The following is a 22,635-nucleotide window of genomic DNA, read 5'->3' on the forward strand; positions in this document are numbered from 1 at the left end:
AGAATGATGACGGTTCCATTTGCTATTGCGATACATGGCGGTGCTGGCACCATTTTAGCTGAGCAGATGAGTGCAGCGTTAGAGAACGATATTCGCGCGGCATTACAGGCATCCGTGACTGCGGGGCATCAGATCCTATCCAACGGCGGTGATGCGTTGGATGCGGTTGTGGCCGCGGTGAAAGTGCTGGAAGATTGTGAGCATTTTAATGCGGGTAAAGGTTCGGTATTGACGGCAAAAGAGATGGTTGAGATGGATGCCTCCGTGATGCACGGATTGCAAATGCAAGTCGGTGCGATTGCGGGTGTACGCCATATCAAAAATCCCATAGAGCTAGCTCGTGATGTCATGCTTCATTCGTCACATGCCTTTCTGGTTGGCGAAGGGGCGGAAGAGTTTGCTTTCCAACAAGGTCATCTTTTTACGGAACAAGATTATTTCTTTACCGATCGCCGTTACGACCAACTGATGGCACTTAAAGAGTCGGATGACAGTGCCTTATCAGAAGCAAATTACCCTGATGACGGTAAACATGGCACCGTTGGCGCAGTGGCGCTCGATCAACAAGGCAATTTAGCCGCCGCAACGAGTACCGGAGGCATTGCGAATAAACGCTTTGGCCGAGTCGGTGATTCCGCTGTGATTGGTGCGGGCACGTTAGCTGAAAATGGCAACGTAGCGATTTCATCCACGGGTGTTGGTGAGCTGTTCATTCGCAAAATGGTTGCTAGCGATATCGCAGCACGCATGCGTTATCTTGGTGAGGATGTGCAAACGGCCTGTGAAACCGTGATTCAAGGCGATCTAAAAACACAAGGTGGCGAGGGCGGTGTGATTGCGATTGATAAACAAGGCGCGGTGCACTTCGCGTTAAATTGTTTGGGAATGTACCGTGCAAGTATCGATATTGACGGCAAGCTTAGTATTAAAATCTTTGCTGATGGGTAATCGAGTGGTTATGTCTGCGGATCTATTGGTTGCTCAATAGTTTAATTCTGTGTGAATCTTCTATGACTAAAAAATGACTGCAAGACAGTGGATTCAGTGCTAGAATCCTTTTTTAACTAGCAATCAGACTTGGAAAGATGGGAAATAACGTAGTCGTTCTAGGCACCCAATGGGGTGACGAAGGTAAAGGTAAAATCGTAGACCTTTTAACTGAAGATGCAAAATACGTGGTTCGCTACCAAGGCGGTCACAATGCAGGTCACACACTTGTAATCGACGGTGAGAAAACCGTTCTTCACTTAATTCCTTCAGGTATCCTTCGCGATAATGTTAAATGCATTATCGGCAACGGTGTAGTTCTATCACCTGACGCATTAATTAAAGAAATGAAGCCTCTTGAAGAGCGCGGCATTGAAGTTCGTAACAGTCTTTTCATTTCTGAAGCATGTCCTCTAATTCTTCCTTACCATGTTGCTTTAGACCAAGCGCGCGAAATCGCACGCGGTAAAAAAGCAATCGGTACGACTGGTCGTGGTATCGGTCCTGCTTACGAAGATAAAGTTGCTCGTCGCGGTCTACGCGTTGGCGACCTATTCGATATGGAAGCTTTTGCAGAAAAACTAAAAGAAGTAATGGAATACCATAACTTCGCACTAGTGAACTACTACAAAGCGGACGCAGTAAGCTACGAAGAAGTACTTGAGCAAGCGAAAGGCTACGCTGATCTACTGACTTCAATGGTTATCGATGTAACTGACGAACTAGACGCAGCACGTAAGCGCGGCGACAAGATCATGTTCGAAGGTGCACAAGGTACACTACTTGATATCGACCACGGTACTTACCCATACGTAACGTCTTCTAACACCACTGCTGGTGGTGTTGCTGCAGGTTCAGGTTTTGGTCCTCGTCACCTAGGTTACATCCTTGGTATCGCGAAAGCTTACTGTACTCGTGTTGGTTCAGGTCCATTCCCGACTGAGCTATACGATGGTCTAGATAAGCAAGACCCAGTAGGTAAGCACCTAGGTACTGTTGGCCATGAATTTGGTGCAACGACAGGTCGTCTACGCCGTACTGGTTGGTTTGATGCTGTAGCGATGCGTCGCGCAATCCAAATCAACTCGATCACTGGTTTCTGTCTAACTAAACTAGACGTACTAGATGGCCTAGAAGAGCTAAAAATCTGTACTGGTTACAAGATGGACGACGGTTCTGTACTAGAAGTTTCGCCAATGGCTGCTGAATCATTCGAAAAAGTAACGCCAATTTACGAAACAATGCCTGGTTGGTCTGAAAACACCTTTGGTGCTAAATCTATCGACGCGCTTCCACAAGCAGCTCTAGATTACATCAAGCGTATTGAAGAACTAACTGGCGTTCCAGTAGACATCATCTCTACTGGCCCAGATCGTAACGAAACTATCATCAAGGTTCACCCGTTTGAAGCTTAATTGATAGCGTTACGCTTGAAAAAGAGTCGACACACAGTGTCGGCTTTTTTTATGCCTGAATAACCCCCAATGGAGCTTTTTATTCCGCCTAGTTGCGATCTCTCAATGCCAAGCGATAAGGTGTGAAGCCGATTCCTTTCTTGTTCAATGCGTTGCCGCTTTGATGGATTTTTCACCTTGCTGTGGCAAACTATTGCCAACTTACGGCAATTTTTGTCTAAAGAGTTTTTTGTTTTTGCCGATACAAATATCGAACCTGCCTATAAAGCTAATTACGTCTATGATTGGCTAAAGCAGGGTGTCGGATTCAACAAAGAGTGCAGGTATGAAGCTACGAACAGTGGCAGCTTCGTTGATGCTGGTCTTGAGCTCATCATTCAGTTTTGCAAATGCAACTGACATTGGTGAGCCTGTGCCAATTTATTCCGAAGCTGAACTTATTAAACTGATCGAACAGAATAAACATTTAGAGCGAGTTAAAGCGGATAACTGCCAATTGGTGGAAGATATTGTCGCGCGTGCTACCCGTATTAGCCTACCTTCGTATGAGTTTCTCTACGGGGATATGCTGGCGTGGGGAGTATGTGTCGATCAAGACGTTGAGCTCGGTCTTTATTATATGGAAAATGCCGCCCATCAGGGCTTACCAACGGCATTGGAGCAGTTAGGTCGTTACTATTCTCGCGGTACATTGGTACAGCAAGATAAAGAGCGCGCGATCCCTTATCTACGCGAAGCAGCGGCGATGGGCAATATTAATGCCCGCATCCATCTAGCGGAATTATTGCTGCGTGATTATGGCAGTCCGTTGGATTATGAGGATGCTTATCGCTGGTTGTATAACTCAGTGACGGCGGATCAACGCCAATATAAACGCATCTCACGTTTGCGAACGGGATTAGAGCAGCGTATGCCAGACAACATTATTGCTCGCGCTAAGCGCCGCGAAACTTTCTGGTAATGCTCGCGAAATAACACCAACATAGACATGATAAACCTGCACTTATAAAAATGCCCAGCGATTGCTGGGCATTGTCTTTTTAGCTTAGGGCTTATTGAACCACTTCACCTGATTCGATAACTGTTTTACGAACCACGTCAGTAAACTCAAGTGCTTCTTTACGGATTTGGTCTTCGTCAACCGTTAAGATTTGACGATCTTTCATCAGCAACTTACCGTGAACGATTGAGTGACGTACGTTGGCAGAGTTTGCTGAGTAAACCAATGCTGAATATGGGTTGTATACCGGAACCATGTTTGGCGCTTTGGTATCGATAACGATAATATCAGCCAGTTTACCAACCTCTAGAGAGCCGATTTTGTCTTCCATGTGCAGTGCTTTCGCCGCGCCCATGGTTGCCATGTCGATAACTTTAAGCGGTGGCATTGCTGCGCGATCTTGGTTAACCAACTTGTGTACTTTAGCCACTTGGTTGAACTCATCAATCGTACTTAGCGTGTTACCTGACATCGGGCCATCAGTACCAAGGCCGATACGAATATCTTCATCGTACATTTTCAGTGCTGGTGAGACGCCTTTGGCTGATTTGATGTTAGCACTCATGTTGTGTGCAACACCCATATCAGACTTTTTCACCAATTCGATATCGTGCTCATCAACCAAAATCATGTGTGCGCCAACTAAGTTCTTATTTAGTGCGCCAATGCTTTCCATGTAAGCCACTGGTGATAGGCCGTTTGAACGTTCTGAAATGACTTGTTGCTCACGATCTGATTCCGCAAGGTGCATCATTACAGGCACATCTTTCTCTAACGACAACTTAGCTACTTTTTGCAGTGTTTCTGTGGTGTTGGTGTATGGACCATGTGGTGCGAACGCCGGAGTAATGCGTGGGTGATCTTTGTATTGCTCGATAAAGTTCAGTGTGTAGTCAATACCAGCATCGGCGTTCTTTGCCGAAGCAACCGGGAACTTGATGATGGTTTCGCCTAGGATTGCGCGCATACCGATTTTATCAACCGTCTTTGCTACTTCATCTTCAAAGTAGTACATGTCTGCGTAAGTGGTTACACCGCCTTTTAGCATTTCAACGTTGCCTAGGTTGGCACCGATACGCACCATTTCACGCGAAACAAGTTTTGCTTCTAGCGGGAAGATATAGCGGTGTAGGCGATCTGGCACATCATCCGCTAGCGAGCGGAAAACAGTCATTGAAACGTGTGTATGGGTATTGATAAGACCCGGCATGACGATATCGCCATCAACATCAAGAACGTTGTCAGCCTTGTATTTTTTCTCTAAAGACTCATCACCAACCGCGATGATTTTGTTGTCTTTAACCACGACAGTACCGTTTTCATAAACAGTTTTGTCTTGGTTCATGGTTAGAACCATGGCATCAGTAATGATCAAATCAGCGTGTTCTGCTGCTTGAGAAAAAGCAGAGAATAGGCCTAAGCTTGCGATCGCAGTAGCTAATAGAGTGCGTTTCATAGAGATAAATAAACCTAACAGGGGGATATAGGAAATTGGCGCTGAATATCGCAACAAGCCAGCCGTATTGCAATCGTTTGCTTTATTGATTGCATGTAAGTGTGATCTAGATCGTCATTTGATTGTGCCGCTGATTTTTGCCGAAGAATGGGTGTTTTTTTACACTATTGTTGGCCGTGAAAGGGACCGCAACAAGGTGGATATTGAGCGTCTTCTGCAGAGGGGCGCAGTGGTAAGTTATGAAAACTTCGAATCTATTTAGTCTTTTTGTAACCACTTCGCTGTAGCTTATGCCATGACTCGGATATACTAGCCGTATACCTTCCTTGCTAAGTTGGGCTTGCTTATGTCAGACCAAATCCAAAACGATCCATTTGCTGATCGTGAATCACAAAATTACGACAACCCTATTCCAAGCCGTGAGTTCATCCTCGAGTTCTTGAAACAGGCCGGCGTTCCGATGAACCGCAATGACCTGTTTGAAGCGCTAAAACTTCAAGGTGAAGAGCAATATGAAGGCTTACGTCGTCGTCTCCGTGCGATGGAACGTGATGGCCAATTGGTCTTTACTCGTCGTCAGTGCTACGCATTACCTGAAAAACTAGAAATGGTAAAAGGCTATGTGATTGGTCACAAAGACGGGCATGGTTGGGTTCGTCCAGAGGGCAGTACCGGCAAGGATAACGACATCGTGCTGCCTCATCATCAAATGAAAAACATCATTCATGGTGATTTTGTTTTGGTGCAACCGACCGATAACTCGAAGCGTGGTCGCAAGGAAGGCCGTTTGGTTCGAGTATTAGAAGAGCGTAAAACGCAAATCGTTGGTCGTTTCTTCTTGGAGTATGGTTACTCTTACGTTGTGCCGGATGATTCTCGTATCTGCCAAGATATCTTGATCCCGAACGAGCACAAATCGACGGCTCGTATGGGTAATGTGGTCGTGATTGAAATCACAGACCGCGGTACGCGTTCGCGTGGCATGATGGGACAGGTTGTTGAGGTGCTAGGCGAAAAAATGGCACCGGGAATGGAAACGCAAATTGCTATCCGTACTCACCAGATCCCGCATGAGTGGCCTGAAGCGGTCGATAAACAAATTGAACATCTGGGCGAAGAAGTTCCAGAAGAAGCGAAAGCAGGCCGTGTCGATCTGCGCCAATTACCATTGATGACTATTGATGGAGAAGATGCGCGAGACTTCGATGATGCGGTTTACTGTGAGGCTAAAAAAGGCGGTGGCTGGCGCTTATGGGTCGCGATTGCTGATGTAAGCTATTACGTTCGTCCTGAAACTGCGTTAGATAAAGAAGCGATCAACCGTGGCAACTCGGTTTACTTCCCTTCGCAAGTTGTCCCAATGCTACCTGAAGTGCTTTCTAATGGTCTGTGTTCTCTTAACCCGCAAGTTGATCGCTTGTGTATGGTGTGTGAGATGACCATTTCAGCGACGGGTAAGTTATCGAGCTACAAGCACTATGAAGGTGTGATGAACTCTCATGCCCGCCTGACTTACAACAAAGTTGGCGCAGTACTCGATGGCGATGAAGAATTGCGTCAACGCTACGCACCATTAGTGCCGCATCTCGAAGAGTTGCATAAAATGTACAAAGTGCTCAAAGGCGCACGTGACAATCGTGGTGCGATTGAGTTTGAAACGGTTGAAACCAAGTTCATCTTTAATGCGGAACGTAAGATCGATCGTATTGAACCGGTGATTCGTAACGATGCGCATAAGCTGATCGAAGAATGCATGATTTTGGCTAACATCGCTTCTGCGTCATTGGTTGAGAAAGCTAAAGAAGCTGCGTTGTACCGTATTCACGAAACTCCGGGTGAGTTGCGTCTACAAGGTTTCCGAGATTTCCTTGGTGAGTTAGGCCTAAATCTTGGCGGCGGCTTAGAGCCATCACCAACTGATTACGCCGATTTAGTGAAGCAGATTGCTGAGCGCCAAGATAAAGAACTGATCCAAACCATGCTGCTACGCTCAATGAAGCAAGCGGTTTATAACGCAGATAACTGCGGTCACTTTGGTTTGGCATTAAAACGCTACGCGCACTTTACGTCGCCAATTCGTCGCTACCCTGATTTGTTATTGCACCGAGCAATCAAATACCTAATAGCTAAAGAAGAAGGCCGTAACCAAGATCGTTGGACACCAACCGGTGGTTACCACTATTCATTCGACGATATGGATTTTTACGGTGAGCAATGTTCAATGACCGAGCGTCGTGCGGATGATGCCACGCGTGAAGTGTCTGATTGGTTGAAGTGTGAATACATGCAAGACCACGTCGGTGATGAGCTTGAAGGCGTGATTGCCAATGTCACCAGCTTTGGTTTCTTTGTGCGTTTAACAGAGCTGCATATCGATGGATTAGTGCATATTTCGTCACTGGCGAATGATTACTACCATTTTGATCCAGTAGGTCAAAGACTTATCGGTGAAAGCTTTGGTGCGATTTACCGCCTAGGCGATGCAGTTAAAGTAAAAGTACAAGCAGTCAACCTTGATGACCGTCAAATTGACTTTGCATTAGTTGAAACAAGTCGTAAGCTACGCGGCGAAGGTAAGACGGCTAAAAAGCGTGCGGTTGAAGCTCAGCTGAAAGCCAAAGCGAAAAAACGTGCTGCAACGGGTGGACGTGAAGAGCGCAAAGCAAAACCTGCTATTGAGCCAACTAAACCGCCAGTTAGCGCTGAGACTAAAAGCGAAGTGAAAAAGCCGAAAGTCCGAAAAGCACGTAAGAAAAAACCGCACAGCAATGCCAAAAAGGGCAAGCGCGTTAGTAAGAGCGAATAGTCGTTTCAACAACAGGTTTAGAAAATGAGTAACGAATTTCTTTATGGCATCCATGCTGTTAAAGCAGTATTGGAACGTGAGCCGGAACGTTTTATTGAAGCGTACGTGCTGAAAGGTCGTCAAGATGACCGCTTAATGCCAATTTTGAATGAACTGCAACGCTGTGGCGTTTCAATTCAACAAATGGGCCGTAAAACACTGGATGACAAAGCACAAGGTGCTAACCATCAAGGTGTTATTGCGCGCGTCAAACCGGCTAAGCAGCTGAACGAGAATGACTTAGATGACATCATCGCTCAGCATGAAGCGCCACTATTGTTGGTGCTTGATGGCGTAACTGACCCGCATAACCTTGGCGCGTGTTTGCGTAACGCTGATGCCGCAGGTGTGGCTGCGGTTATCGTACCGAAAGATAAGTCAGCGCAAATGAATGCGACGGTAAGCAAAGTGGCGTGTGGCGCTGCGGAAACCGTAGCCCTAGTACGCGTAACTAACCTTGCGCGTACTATGCGTGCGTTGCAAGAGAAGGGCGTTTGGTTTGTTGGTACTGCCGGCGAAGCAACCCATGATATCTACCAAGCAAAACTGACGGGTCCTTTGGCGATTGTGATGGGCGCGGAAGGGGACGGCATGCGTCGCCTAACTCGTGAAACCTGCGATGACCTAATTAAGATCCCAATGGCGGGTAGCGTATCAAGCTTAAACGTATCGGTAGCATCGGGTATCTGTTTGTTTGAAGCGGTACGTCAAAGATTGGTTCGCTAGTTATCGCCTCTTTTATATAGAGAAGCTAGGTTAGCGAAATAGAGCGTAGATTGTGAAAGCAGTCTGCGTTTTTTTATAGAGCAAGCTTCGCTATAGTCACGCGATGCTAAGCACAATCCTATTTGCTTCTCGCTTCTCGCTTCTCGCTTCTCAATTCTTTTCTTCTCTCGCCTCTCAAACTGCCCAAGATTATTTTTCACTCGCCTCTTGAAGTTAAAACTGTGATCTGTATAATGCCTCGCACTGGTTAAGCCAGTTGTGAACCAATGAGCAGTGAGGAGCTAATAAATCTTCGATTTATTAGGTAATGTAGACTCAGCTTATGTTCGCGGTTAATACAATTAGGTATCTATTCTTCGGAATAACTGTTTTTAGAGGTGACTCTTTAAACGGGGGTGGTTAATCGAAAATTAACTGACAATGCGTCCTAATCTTGGATGCTACGGTTTCACATAAATCAATCGGCATTCTCTCGCCTTATGCGAGTTTGAGTGGCGATATTGTTTGTGTAATATTTACTAATTGGAGCTCTGTCTCATGCAGAACCAACGTATCCGTATCCGCCTTAAAGCGTTCGATTACAAGCTAATCGATGCTTCAACAGCGGAAATCGTTGAAACAGCTAAGCGCACAGGCGCACAGGTTCGTGGTCCAATCCCACTACCTACTCGTAAAGAGCGTTTCACAGTTCTTATCTCTCCACACGTTAACAAAGATGCACGTGATCAGTACGAAATTCGTACTCACAAACGTCTAATCGACATCGTTGAGCCAACAGACAAAACTGTTGATGCTCTGATGCGTCTAGACCTAGCTGCAGGCGTTGACGTTCAAATTAGCCTAGGTTAAGGGAGATTAGAATAATGATTGGTCTAATCGGTCGTAAAGTGGGCATGACCCGCGTATTTACTGAAGACGGCGTTTCTATCCCAGTAACTGTTGTTGAAGTTGAAGCAAACCGTGTAACTCAAGTTAAATCTCTTGAGACTGACGGTTACGCAGCAATTCAAGTTACAGCTGGAACTAAGAAAGCTAACCGCGTTACTAAACCAGAAGCTGGTCACTTTGCTAAAGCAGGTGTTGAAGCTGGTCGTGGTCTTTGGGAATTCCGTTTGGAAAACGGTGAAGAGTTTGCAGTTGGCGCTGAGCTAACAGTTGAACTATTCAACGAAACTAAAAAAGTAGACGTTACTGGTACATCTAAAGGTAAGGGCTTCCAAGGCGCTGTTAAGCGTTGGAACTTCCGTACTCAAGATATGACTCACGGTAACTCATTGTCTCACCGTGCACCGGGTTCAATTGGCCAATGTCAAACTCCAGGTCGCGTGTTTAAAGGCAAGAAAATGGCAGGTCACATGGGTGCTGAGCGTGTAACGACTCAAAACCTAGAGATCGTACGTGTTGACGCTGAGCGCAATCTGCTTCTTATTAAAGGTGCAGTCCCAGGCGCAACTGGCGGCAACGTGATCGTTAAACCAGCTATTAAAGCATAACGTCTCAGGAGTAAGTAATGGAACTTATGGTTAAAGGTGCTGATGCACTGACTGTTTCTGAAACTACTTTCGGACGTGAGTTTAACGAAGCTCTGGTACACCAAGTAGTTGTTGCATACGCAGCAGGTGCTCGTCAAGGTACTCGCGCTCAAAAAACACGTTCAGAAGTTTCTGGCGGTGGCGCTAAGCCATGGCGTCAAAAAGGTACTGGCCGTGCACGTGCTGGTACAATCCGTAGCCCAATCTGGCGTTCGGGTGGTGTTACTTTTGCTGCGAAACCTCAAGATCACAGCCAAAAAGTAAACAAGAAAATGTACCGCGGTGCTATGAAGAGCATTCTTTCTGAGCTAGTTCGTCAAGAGCGTCTAATCGTTGTTGATAACTTCTCTGTAGAAGCTCCAAAAACTAAAGAGCTAGTAGCTAAGCTTAAAGAGCTTGAGCTTAACGATGTACTAATCGTAACTGGCGAAGTAGATGAGAATCTATTCTTAGCAGCTCGTAACCTATACAAAGTTGACGCACGTGATGTTGCTGGTATTGACCCAGTATCTCTAATTGCATTCAACAAGGTTCTAATGACTGCTGATGCAGTTAAGCAAGTTGAGGAGATGCTAGCATGATCACTGAAGAACGTATCCTAAAAGTTCTACGTGCTCCGCACATCTCTGAAAAAGCAACTATGGCTGCAGAGAAAGCGAACACTATCGTTTTCAAAGTAGCTAAAGATGCAACTAAGAAAGAGATCAAAGCAGCTGTAGAAAAGCTATTTGAAGTTGAAGTTAAGTCTGTAAATACTCTTATCACTAAGGGTAAGACCAAACGTCAAGGTCTACGCCAAGGTCGCCGCAGCGACGTTAAGAAAGCGTATGTTACTTTGAACGAAGGTCAAGATCTTGACTTTGTTGGCGGCGCGGAATAACAGGAGTAGTTGAGAAATGGCTATTGTTAAATGTAAGCCGACTTCCCCTGGTCGTCGTCACGTAGTAAAAGTTGTTAACGCTGACCTACACAAGGGTAAGCCTTACGCACCTCTTCTAGAGAAAAACTCTAAGAATGGCGGTCGTAACAACAACGGTCGTATTACAGTACGTCACATCGGTGGTGGTCATAAGCAACACTACCGTTTGATTGACTTCAAACGTACTAAAGACGGTATCCCAGCGAAAGTTGAACGTCTAGAATACGATCCAAACCGTAGCGCTAACATCGCTCTAGTTCTGTACGCAGACGGTGAGCGTCGTTACATCCTAGCACCTAAAGGTGTTAACGCAGGTGATGCAATCCAGTCTGGCCCAGATGCGCCAATCAAAGCTGGTAACACTCTACCAATGCGTAACATCCCAGTAGGTTCAACTGTACATAACGTTGAGCTTAAACCTGGTAAAGGTGGTCAGCTAGCTCGTTCGGCTGGTGCATATGCTCAAATCGTTGCTCGCGACGGTTCATATGTAACTATCCGTCTACGTTCTGGCGAAATGCGCAAAGTATTGTCTGAAGGCCGTGCAACAATCGGTGAAGTAGGCAACTCTGAGCACATGCTACGTGAACTTGGTAAAGCTGGTGCTTCACGCTGGCGCGGCGTACGTCCAACCGTACGTGGTGTAGTAATGAACCCGGTTGATCACCCACACGGTGGTGGTGAAGGTCGCACATCTGGCGGTCGTCACCCAGTATCACCATGGGGTATGCCTACTAAAGGCTTCAAGACTCGTAAGAACAAACGCACTGACAAGTACATCGTACGTCGTCGTAACAAATAATCTATAAAGAGGAATCGCCATGCCACGTTCTCTCAAGAAAGGTCCTTTTATTGACCTACACTTGCTGAAGAAGGTAGAGAAAGCGGTGGAAAGCGGAGACAAAAAGCCTGTTAAGACTTGGTCCCGTCGCTCAATGATCATCCCTACGATGATCGGTTTGACCATCGCTGTCCATAATGGTCGTCAGCACGTACCAGTTTTCGTTACCGAAGAAATGATCGGTCACAAACTGGGTGAATTCGCACCAACTCGTACTTACCGTGGCCACGCTGCGGATAAGAAAGCTAAGAAGCGTTAAGGAGTAAATGATGGAAGCATTAGCTAAACATAACTTTGCTCGCATTTCTCCTCAGAAAGCTCGCTTAGTGGCAGACCAGATTCGTGGTAAATCAGTTGATCAAGCTCTAGAAATCTTGACGTTCAGCAACAAAAAAGCTGCTGAACTAATCAAGAAAGTTCTTGAATCAGCTATCGCGAACGCGGAGCACAACGAAGGTGCAGATATCGACGATCTAAATGTCGCTAAAATCTTCGTAGATGAAGGCCCAACCATGAAGCGTATTATGCCTCGTGCTAAAGGTCGTGCGGATCGTATCTTGAAGCGTTCAAGCCACATCACTATTGTTGTAGCAGATCGCTAAGAGACTAGGAGAGTAAGCAATGGGTCAAAAAGTACATCCAAATGGTATTCGTCTAGGCATCGTTAAGCCTTGGAATGCTACATGGTTTGCTAACACCAAAGATTTCGCTGACAACCTAGACGGCGACTTCAAGGTACGTCAGTTCCTTACAAGCGAACTGAAAAAAGCATCACTATCACGCATCGTTATCGAACGTCCTGCGAAGAGCATCCGTGTGACTATTCACACTGCTCGTCCAGGCGTAGTTATCGGTAAGAAAGGCGAAGACGTAGAAAAACTACGTGCAGCTGTAGCAAAAATCGCAGGTGTACCAGCGCAAATTAACATCGCTGAAGTACGTAAGCCTGAGCTTGATGCTCAACTTGTTGGTGATAGCATCGCGTCTCAGCTAGAGCGTCGTGTTATGTTCCGTCGTGCTATGAAGCGCGCGGTACAAAACGCAATGCGCCTTGGCGCTAAAGGCATCAAAGTGCAAGTAAGTGGTCGTCTTGGCGGCGCTGAAATTGCACGCGCAGAGTGGTACCGTGAAGGCCGTGTGCCTCTACACACTCTACGTGCTGATATTGATTACGCAACTTCTTCGGCTCACACCCAATACGGTGTAATCGGCATTAAAGTTTGGATCTTCAAAGGTGAGATTCTAGGCGGTATGCCAGCTGCTAACGCAGTAGAGCCTAAAGGCGATAAGCCTAAGAAGCAGCGTAAAGGCCGTAAGTAAGGAGTCGACAGATGCTACAACCAAAACGTACTAAGTTCCGTAAGGTTATGACTGGTCGTAACCGTGGTCTAGCTAAAGGTACTGATGTAAGCTTCGGCGAATTCGGTCTTAAAGCTGTTGGCCGTGGTCGTCTAACTGCTCGTCAAATTGAAGCGGCACGTCGTGCAATGACACGTCACGTTAAGCGTCAAGGTAAAATCTGGATCCGTGTGTTCCCAGATAAACCAATCACAGAAAAACCACTTGAAGTTCGTCAGGGTAAAGGTAAAGGTAACGTTGAGTACTGGGTAGCCCAAATCCAACCTGGAAAGGTTATGTACGAAATGGGTGGCGTACCTGAAGAATTGGCACGTGAAGCGTTCCGCCTAGCGGCTCGTAAACTGCCATTCAAAACTACATTTGTAATCAAGCAGGTGATGTGATGAAAGCACTAGATCTACGCGCAAAAAGCGTTGAAGAGCTTAATGCTGAGCTTTTGACTTTGCTACGTGAACAGTTCAACTTGCGCATGCAAGCAGCTACTGGTCAACTTCAGCAAACTCATACTCTAAAAACTGTACGCCGTGATATTGCACGTGTGAAAACTGTTTTGACAGAAAAGGCAGGCGCATAATGAGCGAAGCAAAACGTACTCAACAAGGCCGTGTTGTTAGCGACAAGATGGACAAGTCTATCGTTGTTGCTATCGAACGTTTCGTAAAACATCCGATTTACGGTAAGTTCGTACGCCGCACGACTAAAGTACACGCACACGACGAGAGCAACGAATGTGGCCTAGGCGACAAAGTTGAAATCGCTGAGTGTCGTCCACTGTCTAAGACTAAGTCTTGGACTTTGGTAAGCGTTCTAGAAAAAGCGAAAGGTTAATCCTTAGCTAATTCAATGAACAAAAACGGCTCCAAAAAATATTTTGGGGCCGTTTATTTTTTGACTACCCAATCACAAAAAAGGGTGGTACAATTCGCGTCCCTTTTAAAGAGGCAGCCCGACCCGTGATGGGTCTAGTTATTAATATTTAGCGGAGCACTAACAATGATCCAAATGCAAAGTACACTTGACGCTGCAGATAACTCTGGTGCGCGCAAGGTAATGTGTATTAAGGTCCTGGGTGGTTCTCACCGCCGTTATGCACATATCGGTGACGTCATCAAGGTTACAGTGAAAGAAGCAATTCCTCGCGGTAAAGTTAAAAAAGGTGATGTTCTGAAGGCGGTAGTAGTGCGCACCCGTAAAGGCGTTCGTCGCCCAGACGGTTCTGTCATTCGCTTCGACCGTAATGCTTGCGTATTGCTTAACGACAATACAGAGCAACCAATCGGTACACGTATCTTTGGCCCTGTGACACGCGAACTTCGTGGCGATAAATTCATGAAGATCGTTTCACTTGCTCCAGAAGTTCTGTAAGGAGCGCTATAATGGCAGCTAAAATCCGTCGTAATGACGAAGTAATCGTTCTTGCTGGTAAAGACAAAGGCAAGAAAGGTAAAGTAACTAAGGTTCTAGCAACTGGTAAAGTTGTTGTTGAAGGTATCAACCTAGTTAAGAAACACCAAAAACCTGTTCCTGCTCTAAATATCCAAGGTGGTATTGTTGAGCAAGAAGCAGCTATTGATGCTTCTAACGTTGCAATCTTTAACGCAGCAACTGGTAACGCGGACCGAGTAGGTTTCCGTTTTGAAGAAGGCAAAAAAGTGCGTTTCTTCAAGTCTAACGGTGAAACAATTAAGTAATTTGGAGTTCTACTATGGCGAAACTGCATGATTACTACAAGTCGTCTGTAGTCGCTGAACTGACCAAAGAGTTCAGCTACACAAGCGTCATGCAAGTCCCTAGAATCGAAAAGATCACCCTAAACATGGGTGTGGGTGAAGCAATCAACGATAAGAAACTGCTAGAAAACGCAGCTGCTGATATGGCAACGATCTCTGGTCAAAAGCCACTTATCACTAAAGCACGTAAATCTGTTGCAGGTTTCAAAATCCGTGAAGGCTACCCAATCGGTTGTAAAGTAACCTTGCGTGGCGAACGTATGTGGGATTTTCTTGAGCGTTTGATTAACATCGCTCTACCACGTGTACGTGACTTCCGTGGTGTTAGCGCTAAGTCTTTTGACGGACGCGGTAACTACAGCATGGGCGTTCGCGAGCAAATCATCTTCCCGGAAATCGACTTTGATAAAGTTGATTGTGTACGCGGTCTTGATATTACTATCACGACGTCAGCTGGCACAGATGCGGAAGGCCGAGCTCTGCTGGCTGCCTTTAACTTCCCATTCCGTAAGTAAGGTGAAGGGTTACTGTTATGGCTAAAAATTCGATGAAAGCACGTGAAGCTAAACGTGCAAAACTAGTAGCTAAGTTCGCTGAAAAGCGTGCTGCGCTAAAAGTTATCATTAGCGATGTAAACGCATCTGAAGAAGCTCGTTGGGACGCAGTTCTTAAACTGCAATCACTTCCACGTGATTCAAGTGCATCACGTCAGCGCAACCGTTGCAACCAAACTGGTCGTCCACACGGTTACCTGCGTAAGTTCGGTCTAAGCCGTATTAAAGTTCGCGAAGCTTGCATGAAAGGCGAGATTCCTGGACTTCGTAAGGCTAGCTGGTAATTGCCACTTAATCATTTGGAGTAAATCTTATGAGCATGCAAGATCCGATTTCGGATATGCTGACCCGCGTTCGCAACGGTCAGGCAGCAAACAAAGTTGCTGTAAAAATGCCTTCTTCAAAGCTTAAAGTTGCTATTGCTGCACTACTTAAAGCTGAAGGTTACATCGTAGACTTCGCTGTTGAAGGCGAAGCAAAACCTGAGCTAGAAGTTACTCTTAAGTACTTCCAAGCTAAACCAGTTATCGAGCAACTTAAGCGTGTTTCTCGTCCAGGTCTACGCGTTTACAAGAAGAAAGATTCTCTTCCTTCTGTAATGGGTGGCCTAGGTGTTGCTATCGTTTCTACTTCCAAGGGTCTTATGTCAGACCGTGCTGCGCGTAAAGCAGGTCTTGGTGGTGAAATCATCTGTTACGTTGCCTAAGGAGTAGACTATGTCTCGTGTTGCTAAAGCACCTGTCGCTATTCCAGCTGGCGTAGAGGTGAAACTAAACGGCCAAGAAGTTACTGTAAAAGGTGCTAAAGGCGAACTAACTCGCGTACTTAACGACGCAGTTGTTATCGCTCAGGAAGAAAACAACCTTACTTTCGGTCCTCGTGAAGGTGTTGTAAACGCATGGGCACAAGCAGGTACTGCTCGTGCACTAGTTAACAACATGGTTATCGGTGTGACTGAAGGCTTTGTGAAGAAGCTAACTCTTAAAGGTGTTGGTTACCGTGCTGCTATCAAAGGCAACGCTGTAGGTCTAACGCTAGGCTTCTCTCACCCTGTTGAGCATGAACTGCCTGCAGGTATTACAGCTGAATGTCCAAGCCAAACTGAAATCATTATTACTGGTTGCGATAAGCAATTAGTAGGTCAAGTTGCGGCTGATATTCGTTCTTACCGTGCTCCTGAACCTTATAAAGGTAAAGGTGTTCGTTACGCAGATGAAAATGTGCGTACCAAAGAAGCTAAGAAGAAGTAAGGTAACACTATGGATAAGAAAGCATCTCGCATCCGTCGTGCTACACGTGCACGTCGTAAGATTGCAGAACTTGGTGCAACTCGCCTGGTAGTACACCGTACTCCTCGCCATGTTTACGCTCAAGTTATCGCGGCAAACGGCTCTGAGGTTATCGCAGCTGCTTCTACTGTAGAAAAAGCGATCCGTGAGCAAGTGAAATACACTGGTAACATCGATGCAGCTAAAGCAGTTGGTAAAGCTGTTGCTGAGCGCGCTCTTGAAAAAGGCGTGACTTCAGTTGCATTCGATCGTTCTGGTTTCCAATACCACGGTCGAGTAGCGGCGCTAGCAGATTCTGCTCGCGAAGCTGGTCTGAAATTCTAAGGTAGGGTTGGAAGATGGCTAAAGAACAACAAGTTCAAGCGAATGATTTGCAAGAAAAGCTAATCGCAGTTAACCGTGTTTCTAAAACGGTTAAAGGCGGTCGAATCATGAGCTTTACTGCACTAACAGTAGTTGGTGACGGTAACGGTCGCGTAGGTTTCGGTTACGGCAAAGCACGTGAAGTACCTGCAGCGATTCAAAAAGCAATGGAAAAAGCACGTCGTAACATGACTACGATCGCGCTTAACGAAGGTACTCTTCACCACCCAGTGAAAGGTCGCCATTCGGGCTCTAAAGTTTACATGCAGCCTGCTGCTGAAGGTACTGGTGTTATCGCCGGCGGCGCAATGCGTGCAGTACTTGAAGTTGCTGGTGTACACAACGTACTATCTAAAGCATACGGTTCTACGAACCCTATCAACATCGTTCGTGCTACGATCGATGCACTAGGTAGCGTTAAGTCACCAGAAATGGTTGCTGCTAAACGTGGTCTAACTGTTGAATCTATTTCGGAGTAAGAACACGATGGCAACTATTAAAGTAACTCAAACTAAAAGCTCAATTGGTCGTCTGCCAAAGCACAAAGCTACTTTGCGCGGTCTTGGCCTTCGTAAAATCAACCACACAGTAGAACTTGAAGATACTCCGTGCGTGCGCGGCATGATCAACAAGGTTTACTACATGGTTAAAGTTGAGGAGTAATCACAAATGCGTTTGAATACTCTATCACCGGCTGCTGGCTCTAAACATGCTCCTAAGCGTGTAGGTCGCGGTATCGGTTCAGGCCTAGGCAAAACTGCCGGCCGTGGTCATAAAGGCCAAAAGTCGCGTTCTGGCGGTAAAGTTCGTCCAGGTTTTGAAGGCGGTCAAATGCCTCTGAAACAACGTCTACCTAAATTCGGTTTCACTTCTCGTAAGAGCCTAGTGTCTGCTGAAATTCGTCTAGCTGAGCTAGCGAAGGTTGAAGGTGACGTGGTAGATCTAAACAGCCTTAAAGCTGCTAACCTAATCACTAAGAACATCGAGTTCGTTAAGATCGTTCTTTCTGGTGAAGTTAACAAAGCGATGACTGTTAAAGGTCTACGCGTGACTAAAGGCGCTAAAGCTGCAATCGAAGCTGCAGGCGGTAAAATCGAAGAATAATCTTCGAAGGAAAGGTACAGATGGCTAAAAAACCAGGACAAGATTTTAGTAGTGCGAAAAATGGATTGGCGGAGCTTAAATCGCGCCTTTTGTTTGTATTAGGTGCTCTTTTAGTATTCCGCGCCGGTTCATTCGTACCAATCCCTGGTATTGACGCTGCTGTACTTGCCGATTTGTTCGAACAGCAAAAAGGTACCATCGTAGAAATGTTTAACATGTTCTCCGGTGGTGCTCTTGAGCGTGCGTCTATATTAGCGTTGGGCATCATGCCGTATATTTCGGCGTCAATTGTTGTCCAACTGCTAACCGTAGTTCATCCAGCGTTAGCTGAACTCAAGAAAGAGGGTGAAGCAGGCCGTCGTAAGATAAGCCAATACACACGCTACGGCACGCTTGTACTTGCAACATTCCAAGCTATTGGTATTGCAACTGGCCTACCAAACATGGTCGATAATTTGGTTGTTATCAACCAAACCATGTTTACGCTAATTGCTACCGTAAGTTTAGTAACCGGTACCATGTTCTTAATGTGGTTAGGTGAACAAATTACAGAGCGCGGAATTGGTAACGGTATTTCGGTACTGATTTTTGCAGGTATTGTTGCTGGATTGCCTTCGGCAATCGGTCAAACAATCGAGCAAGCGCGTCAAGGTGAACTGCATGTACTTCTTCTGCTGTTGATTGCGGTACTCGCTTTTGCGGTAATTTACTTTGTTGTTTTCATGGAGCGTGGTCAACGTCGTATCGTTGTAAACTACGCGAAGCGTCAACAAGGTCGTAAAGTATTTGCTGCGCAAAGCACTCACTTGCCACTTAAAATTAATATGGCAGGTGTTATTCCAGCAATCTTCGCATCAAGCATTATCCTGTTCCCAGGAACATTGGCGCAGTGGTTTGGTCAGAATGGTGAGAGCAGCGCGTTCGGTTGGTTAACTGACGTGTCATTAGCTCTTAGCCCAGGTCAACCTCTGTATGTAATGCTTTATGCAGCAGCGATTATCTTCTTCTGCTTCTTCTACACGGCGTTGGTATTCAACCCGCGTGAAACAGCAGATAACTTGAAGAAGTCTGGTGCATTCGTACCCGGTATCCGCCCAGGCGAGCAGACAGCGAAATACATTGATAAAGTGATGACACGTTTAACCCTAGCGGGCGCACTGTACATTACCTTTATCTGTCTGATCCCAGAGTTCATGATGGTCGCGTGGAACGTACGTTTCTACTTCGGCGGTACATCACTACTAATCGTAGTGGTTGTAATCATGGATTTCATGGCACAGGTACAGACTCATATGATGTCCCAACAGTATGATTCTGTGTTGAAAAAAGCGAATCTGAAAGGCTATGGCCGTTAATACGGCGGTAACCTCAGATTTCATTTACGGAGTTTAGCAATGAAAGTTCGTGCTTCCGTTAAAAAAATCTGCCGTAACTGTAAAGTAATCAAGCGTAACGGTGTCGTTCGCGTGATTTGCAGTGAGCCAAAGCATAAACAGCGCCAAGGCTAATCAGCAGAAATTTTTACTTGAAATGTAAGGTAGTGTCGAGTATATTCCTCGGCCTACCTTTTGCGTGCAAAAGAAGTAGTACTCCGCAGCGTATCCGAGACGGGCTTTGCTGCGGCTAATTCTTTTATGAAACACTATGGAGTGAATAATGGCCCGTATAGCAGGCATTAACATTCCTGATCAAAAACATGCTGTGATTGCACTAACGTCAATCTACGGCATCGGTAAGACTCGCTCAAAAGCTATCCTAGCTGAAGTGGGTATTGCTGAAGATGTTAAGATCAGTGAACTATCTGATGAACAGATCGATCAACTGCGTGATGGTGTAGCTAAATACACTGTAGAAGGTGATCTACGTCGTGAAGTATCTATGAACATCAAGCGTCTTATGGACCTTGGTTGTTACCGTGGTCTTCGTCATCGTCGCAGTCTACCACTACGTGGACAGCGTACTAAAACCAACGCTCGCACCCGCAAGGGTCCGCGTAAGCCGATCAAGAAATAGTCGGGAAGGTAGAGTACAATGGCTAAACAACCAACTCGCGCGCGTAAACGCGTTCGCAAACAAGTTGCAGACGGTGTTGCGCACATCCATGCTTCTTTCAACAACACAATCGTAACCATTACTGACCGTCAAGGTAACGCACTAGCTTGGGCTACTGCAGGTGGTTCAGGTTTCCGCGGTTCTCGTAAGTCTACTCCGTTCGCTGCACAGGTTGCTGCTGAGCGTTGTGCTGAAATGGCTAAAGAATACGGTCTAAAGAACTTGGAAGTTATGGTTAAGGGTCCAGGTCCAGGTCGCGAATCTACTGTTCGTGCACTGAACGCTGCTGGTTACCGCATCACGAACATCGTTGATGCTACACCAATCCCTCATAACGGTTGTCGTCCACCTAAGAAACGTCGCGTATAACGTTTCTAGGACAATTGGAGAAGAATCATGGCAAGATATTTGGGTCCTAAGCTTAAGCTTAGCCGTCGTGAAGGCACAGACTTATTCCTTAAGTCTGGTGTTCGTGCGATCGATACCAAGTGTAAAATTGATAACGCACCAGGTGTACACGGCGCTCGTCGCGGTCGTCTATCTGAGTATGGCGTTCAGCTTCGTGAGAAGCAAAAAGTTCGTCGTATGTACGGCGTTCTAGAAAAACAATTCCGTAACTACTACAAAGAAGCTGCGCGCCTTAAAGGCAACACAGGTGAAAACCTGCTTCAACTTCTTGAAGGTCGTCTTGATAACGTAGTTTACCGTATGGGTTTTGGTGCTACTCGCGCTGAAGCACGTCAGCTAGTTAGCCACAAAGCTATCGTAGTTAACGGTAAAGTTGTAAACGTTCCTTCTTTCAAAGTAGCGGCAAACGACGTTGTTGCAATTCGCGAGAAAGCTAAACAGCAATCTCGTATTAAAGCATCTCTAGAAGTTGCTGAACAACGCGAAAAACCAACTTGGATTGAAGTAGATGGCGGTAAGATGGAAGGTACATTCAAGCGTAAGCCTGAGCGTTCTGATCTGTCAGCTGACATCAACGAACAATTGATCGTCGAGCTTTACTCTAAGTAAGGTTTAAACTAAAGAGAGGACACAATGCAGGGTTCTGTAACAGAATTTCTTAAGCCACGTCTTGTTGACATCGAACAAATCAGCACGACACACGCAAAAGTAACTCTTGAGCCGTTAGAGCGTGGTTTCGGCCATACTCTTGGTAATGCACTTCGCCGAATTCTTCTATCTTCTATGCCGGGTTGTGCGGTTACTGAAGTTGAGATTGAAGGCGTTCTACACGAATACAGCACTAAAGAAGGCGTTCAAGAAGATATTCTTGAAATCCTACTGAACCTTAAAGGTTTGGCTGTACGCGTTGCCGAAGGCAAAGATGAAGTGTTTATTACGCTGAATAAATCAGGCTCGGGCCCTGTGGTTGCAGGTGACATCACCCATGATGGTGATGTAGAGATCACTAACCCTGAACACGTTATTTGTCACCTAACGGATGACAACGCTGAGATCGCTATGCGTATCAAAGTTGAACGTGGTCGTGGTTATGTTCCTGCTTCTGCTCGTATCCATACCGAAGAAGATGAGCGTCCTATTGGTCGCCTACTGGTTGACGCAACATACAGTCCAGTAGACAAGATTGCTTATTCTGTTGACGCGGCTCGTGTAGAGCAACGTACAGACTTAGACAAGCTTGTTATCGATATGGAAACGAACGGTACTCTAGACCCTGAGGAAGCAATCCGTCGTGCAGCTACTATCCTAGCTGAACAACTGGATGCGTTCGTAGATCTTCGTGATGTACGTGTACCTGAGGAGAAGGAAGAGAAGCCTGAATTTGATCCTATCCTACTGCGTCCTGTAGACGATCTTGAACTAACAGTTCGCTCTGCTAACTGTTTGAAAGCAGAAGCGATTCACTACATCGGTGATCTTGTACAGCGTACTGAGGTTGAGCTACTTAAAACGCCTAACCTTGGTAAAAAATCTCTTACTGAGATTAAAGACGTACTTGCATCACGTGGTCTGTCTCTGGGCATGCGCCTAGAAAACTGGCCACCAGCGTCTATCGCTGAAGATTAATCGATACTAGTTAGAAGGATTAGGTCATGCGCCATCGTAAGAGTGGTCGTCAACTCAACCGCAACAGCTCACATCGTAAAGCGATGTTCAGCAATATGGCTAGCTCTTTAGTACGTCATGAAGTTATCAAGACTACATTGCCTAAAGCAAAAGAGCTACGTCGCGTAGTTGAGCCTTTGATTACACTAGCTAAGACTGACAGTGTTGCTAACCGTCGTCTTGCATTTGCACGCACTCGTGATAACGAAGTTGTTGCAAAACTGTTTAACGAACTAGGTCCACGTTTTGCTGCTCGTCAGGGCGGTTACACTCGTATCCTAAAAGCTGGCTTCCGTGCTGGTGATAAAGCTCCAATGGCTTACATTGAGCTTGTTGATCGCCCAGCTGCTGAAGAAGCTGCTGAGTAATCAGGTTCGAAAGACCAAAAAA

General features: G+C 46.0%; 34 protein-coding genes. 33 read left to right on the plus strand and 1 reads right to left on the minus strand.

What is annotated here, in order from left to right; all coding sequences use genetic code 11:
- Positions 1-6 precede the first annotated feature (6 nt).
- From RH85_RS21325 to motX, 3 genes are all read left to right on the plus strand, one after another.
- A complete protein-coding gene (locus tag RH85_RS21325; protein ID WP_006714811.1) occupies positions 7-948 on the plus strand; it encodes an isoaspartyl peptidase/L-asparaginase family protein in 942 nt (313 codons plus the stop codon).
- A gap of 137 nt (positions 949-1,085) precedes the next feature.
- A complete protein-coding gene (locus RH85_RS21330; RefSeq protein WP_006714812.1) occupies positions 1,086-2,402 on the plus strand; it encodes an adenylosuccinate synthase in 1,317 nt (438 codons plus the stop codon).
- 325 nt (positions 2,403-2,727) lie between these two features.
- The gene (gene motX, locus RH85_RS21335) at positions 2,728-3,363 is read left to right on the plus strand and encodes a flagellar protein MotX (RefSeq protein ID WP_006714813.1); all 636 of its coding nucleotides are present in this window, start codon (positions 2,728-2,730) and stop codon (positions 3,361-3,363) included.
- Positions 3,364-3,454: 91 nt separating this feature from the next.
- Here the strand turns inward: motX and RH85_RS21340 are convergent, their stop codons facing one another.
- Positions 3,455-4,864 carry an amidohydrolase gene (locus tag RH85_RS21340; RefSeq protein WP_039949536.1) on the minus strand — a complete coding sequence of 470 codons (1,410 nt, stop codon included), beginning with the start codon at positions 4,862-4,864 and terminating at the stop codon, positions 3,455-3,457.
- 340 nt (positions 4,865-5,204) lie between these two features.
- On the opposite strand from RH85_RS21340, the gene rnr reads away from it, so the two are divergent.
- The 30 genes from rnr to rplQ all read left to right on the plus strand — a co-directional run bounded on the left by rnr (position 5,205) and on the right by rplQ (position 22,613).
- A complete protein-coding gene (gene rnr / locus RH85_RS21350) occupies positions 5,205-7,664 on the plus strand; it encodes a ribonuclease R (RefSeq protein WP_006714816.1) in 2,460 nt (819 codons plus the stop codon).
- 24 nt (positions 7,665-7,688) lie between these two features.
- Complete coding sequence (gene rlmB / locus RH85_RS21355) at positions 7,689-8,429, plus strand: 23S rRNA (guanosine(2251)-2'-O)-methyltransferase RlmB (protein WP_006714817.1); 741 nt, start codon at positions 7,689-7,691, stop codon at positions 8,427-8,429.
- Positions 8,430-8,966: 537 nt separating this feature from the next.
- Entirely contained in the window at positions 8,967-9,278 is a 312-nt protein-coding gene (gene rpsJ, locus RH85_RS21360; RefSeq protein ID WP_001181007.1) for a 30S ribosomal protein S10, read from the plus strand.
- Between the two features lie 14 nt (positions 9,279-9,292).
- Positions 9,293-9,922, plus strand: a complete 630-nt coding sequence (rplC, locus tag RH85_RS21365) for a 50S ribosomal protein L3 (RefSeq protein ID WP_005597133.1) — start codon at positions 9,293-9,295, stop codon at positions 9,920-9,922.
- Positions 9,923-9,939: 17 nt separating this feature from the next.
- Positions 9,940-10,542 (plus strand): 50S ribosomal protein L4, encoded by a 603-nt coding sequence (gene rplD, locus RH85_RS21370; RefSeq protein ID WP_005597132.1) that lies wholly within the window; start codon positions 9,940-9,942, stop codon positions 10,540-10,542.
- Positions 10,539-10,841 carry a 50S ribosomal protein L23 gene (gene rplW / locus RH85_RS21375; RefSeq protein WP_005597130.1) on the plus strand — a complete coding sequence of 101 codons (303 nt, stop codon included), beginning with the start codon at positions 10,539-10,541 and terminating at the stop codon, positions 10,839-10,841. Before rplD ends, rplW begins: the two co-directional genes overlap by 4 nt.
- Before the next feature lie 16 nt (positions 10,842-10,857).
- Entirely contained in the window at positions 10,858-11,682 is an 825-nt protein-coding gene (gene rplB / locus RH85_RS21380) for a 50S ribosomal protein L2 (protein ID WP_006714818.1), read from the plus strand.
- A gap of 19 nt (positions 11,683-11,701) precedes the next feature.
- A complete protein-coding gene (rpsS, locus tag RH85_RS21385; RefSeq protein ID WP_005597126.1) occupies positions 11,702-11,980 on the plus strand; it encodes a 30S ribosomal protein S19 in 279 nt (92 codons plus the stop codon).
- Between the two features lie 10 nt (positions 11,981-11,990).
- Entirely contained in the window at positions 11,991-12,323 is a 333-nt protein-coding gene (gene rplV, locus RH85_RS21390; protein ID WP_005597124.1) for a 50S ribosomal protein L22, read from the plus strand.
- A 19-nt stretch (positions 12,324-12,342) separates the two neighbouring features.
- Positions 12,343-13,041 (plus strand): 30S ribosomal protein S3, encoded by a 699-nt coding sequence (gene rpsC, locus RH85_RS21395; protein WP_005597122.1) that lies wholly within the window; start codon positions 12,343-12,345, stop codon positions 13,039-13,041.
- A gap of 11 nt (positions 13,042-13,052) precedes the next feature.
- Positions 13,053-13,463 (plus strand): 50S ribosomal protein L16, encoded by a 411-nt coding sequence (gene rplP / locus RH85_RS21400; protein ID WP_006714819.1) that lies wholly within the window; start codon positions 13,053-13,055, stop codon positions 13,461-13,463.
- Positions 13,463-13,654, plus strand: coding sequence for a 50S ribosomal protein L29 (rpmC, locus tag RH85_RS21405; protein ID WP_006714820.1), 192 nt, complete (start codon positions 13,463-13,465; stop codon positions 13,652-13,654). The genes rplP and rpmC overlap by 1 nt, the downstream gene beginning before the upstream one ends.
- Positions 13,654-13,908: a 30S ribosomal protein S17 gene (rpsQ, locus tag RH85_RS21410; protein WP_006714821.1), complete on the plus strand. Its 255-nt coding sequence runs from the start codon at positions 13,654-13,656 to the stop codon at positions 13,906-13,908. Before rpmC ends, rpsQ begins: the two co-directional genes overlap by 1 nt.
- 165 nt (positions 13,909-14,073) lie before the next feature.
- Positions 14,074-14,445, plus strand: coding sequence for a 50S ribosomal protein L14 (rplN, locus tag RH85_RS21415; protein WP_004745883.1), 372 nt, complete (start codon positions 14,074-14,076; stop codon positions 14,443-14,445).
- A gap of 11 nt (positions 14,446-14,456) precedes the next feature.
- Positions 14,457-14,771, plus strand: coding sequence for a 50S ribosomal protein L24 (gene rplX, locus RH85_RS21420; protein WP_005597114.1), 315 nt, complete (start codon positions 14,457-14,459; stop codon positions 14,769-14,771).
- Positions 14,772-14,785: 14 nt separating this feature from the next.
- Positions 14,786-15,325, plus strand: coding sequence for a 50S ribosomal protein L5 (rplE, locus tag RH85_RS21425; RefSeq protein ID WP_006714822.1), 540 nt, complete (start codon positions 14,786-14,788; stop codon positions 15,323-15,325).
- Between the two features lie 17 nt (positions 15,326-15,342).
- Positions 15,343-15,648: a 30S ribosomal protein S14 gene (gene rpsN / locus RH85_RS21430; RefSeq protein ID WP_006714823.1), complete on the plus strand. Its 306-nt coding sequence runs from the start codon at positions 15,343-15,345 to the stop codon at positions 15,646-15,648.
- Positions 15,649-15,677: 29 nt separating this feature from the next.
- Positions 15,678-16,070 carry a 30S ribosomal protein S8 gene (gene rpsH / locus RH85_RS21435; RefSeq protein ID WP_006714824.1) on the plus strand — a complete coding sequence of 131 codons (393 nt, stop codon included), beginning with the start codon at positions 15,678-15,680 and terminating at the stop codon, positions 16,068-16,070.
- 10 nt (positions 16,071-16,080) lie between these two features.
- Positions 16,081-16,614: a 50S ribosomal protein L6 gene (rplF, locus tag RH85_RS21440; RefSeq protein ID WP_006714825.1), complete on the plus strand. Its 534-nt coding sequence runs from the start codon at positions 16,081-16,083 to the stop codon at positions 16,612-16,614.
- Between the two features lie 9 nt (positions 16,615-16,623).
- Positions 16,624-16,977: a 50S ribosomal protein L18 gene (gene rplR, locus RH85_RS21445; RefSeq protein ID WP_005597104.1), complete on the plus strand. Its 354-nt coding sequence runs from the start codon at positions 16,624-16,626 to the stop codon at positions 16,975-16,977.
- A gap of 14 nt (positions 16,978-16,991) precedes the next feature.
- The gene (gene rpsE, locus RH85_RS21450) at positions 16,992-17,495 is read left to right on the plus strand and encodes a 30S ribosomal protein S5 (protein WP_005597103.1); all 504 of its coding nucleotides are present in this window, start codon (positions 16,992-16,994) and stop codon (positions 17,493-17,495) included.
- Positions 17,496-17,502: 7 nt separating this feature from the next.
- The gene (gene rpmD, locus RH85_RS21455) at positions 17,503-17,679 is read left to right on the plus strand and encodes a 50S ribosomal protein L30 (RefSeq protein ID WP_000201159.1); all 177 of its coding nucleotides are present in this window, start codon (positions 17,503-17,505) and stop codon (positions 17,677-17,679) included.
- A 6-nt stretch (positions 17,680-17,685) separates the two neighbouring features.
- Positions 17,686-18,120 (plus strand): 50S ribosomal protein L15, encoded by a 435-nt coding sequence (rplO, locus tag RH85_RS21460; RefSeq protein WP_005597101.1) that lies wholly within the window; start codon positions 17,686-17,688, stop codon positions 18,118-18,120.
- Between the two features lie 20 nt (positions 18,121-18,140).
- Positions 18,141-19,475 (plus strand): preprotein translocase subunit SecY, encoded by a 1,335-nt coding sequence (secY, locus tag RH85_RS21465; protein ID WP_005597099.1) that lies wholly within the window; start codon positions 18,141-18,143, stop codon positions 19,473-19,475.
- A 39-nt stretch (positions 19,476-19,514) separates the two neighbouring features.
- The gene (gene rpmJ / locus RH85_RS21470) at positions 19,515-19,628 is read left to right on the plus strand and encodes a 50S ribosomal protein L36 (RefSeq protein WP_000868186.1); all 114 of its coding nucleotides are present in this window, start codon (positions 19,515-19,517) and stop codon (positions 19,626-19,628) included.
- 148 nt (positions 19,629-19,776) lie between these two features.
- Complete coding sequence (rpsM, locus tag RH85_RS21475) at positions 19,777-20,133, plus strand: 30S ribosomal protein S13 (RefSeq protein WP_005597097.1); 357 nt, start codon at positions 19,777-19,779, stop codon at positions 20,131-20,133.
- Between the two features lie 18 nt (positions 20,134-20,151).
- Positions 20,152-20,541, plus strand: a complete 390-nt coding sequence (rpsK, locus tag RH85_RS21480; RefSeq protein ID WP_005597095.1) for a 30S ribosomal protein S11 — start codon at positions 20,152-20,154, stop codon at positions 20,539-20,541.
- A 27-nt stretch (positions 20,542-20,568) separates the two neighbouring features.
- Positions 20,569-21,189 carry a 30S ribosomal protein S4 gene (gene rpsD, locus RH85_RS21485; protein ID WP_006714826.1) on the plus strand — a complete coding sequence of 207 codons (621 nt, stop codon included), beginning with the start codon at positions 20,569-20,571 and terminating at the stop codon, positions 21,187-21,189.
- 24 nt (positions 21,190-21,213) lie between these two features.
- Positions 21,214-22,206, plus strand: coding sequence for a DNA-directed RNA polymerase subunit alpha (locus RH85_RS21490; protein WP_005597091.1), 993 nt, complete (start codon positions 21,214-21,216; stop codon positions 22,204-22,206).
- 26 nt (positions 22,207-22,232) lie between these two features.
- Complete coding sequence (gene rplQ, locus RH85_RS21495) at positions 22,233-22,613, plus strand: 50S ribosomal protein L17 (protein ID WP_005383141.1); 381 nt, start codon at positions 22,233-22,235, stop codon at positions 22,611-22,613.
- Positions 22,614-22,635 lie beyond the last annotated feature (22 nt).

Source organism: Vibrio ichthyoenteri ATCC 700023, from assembly GCF_000222605.1.
GTDB lineage: Bacteria > Pseudomonadota > Gammaproteobacteria > Enterobacterales > Vibrionaceae > Vibrio > Vibrio ichthyoenteri.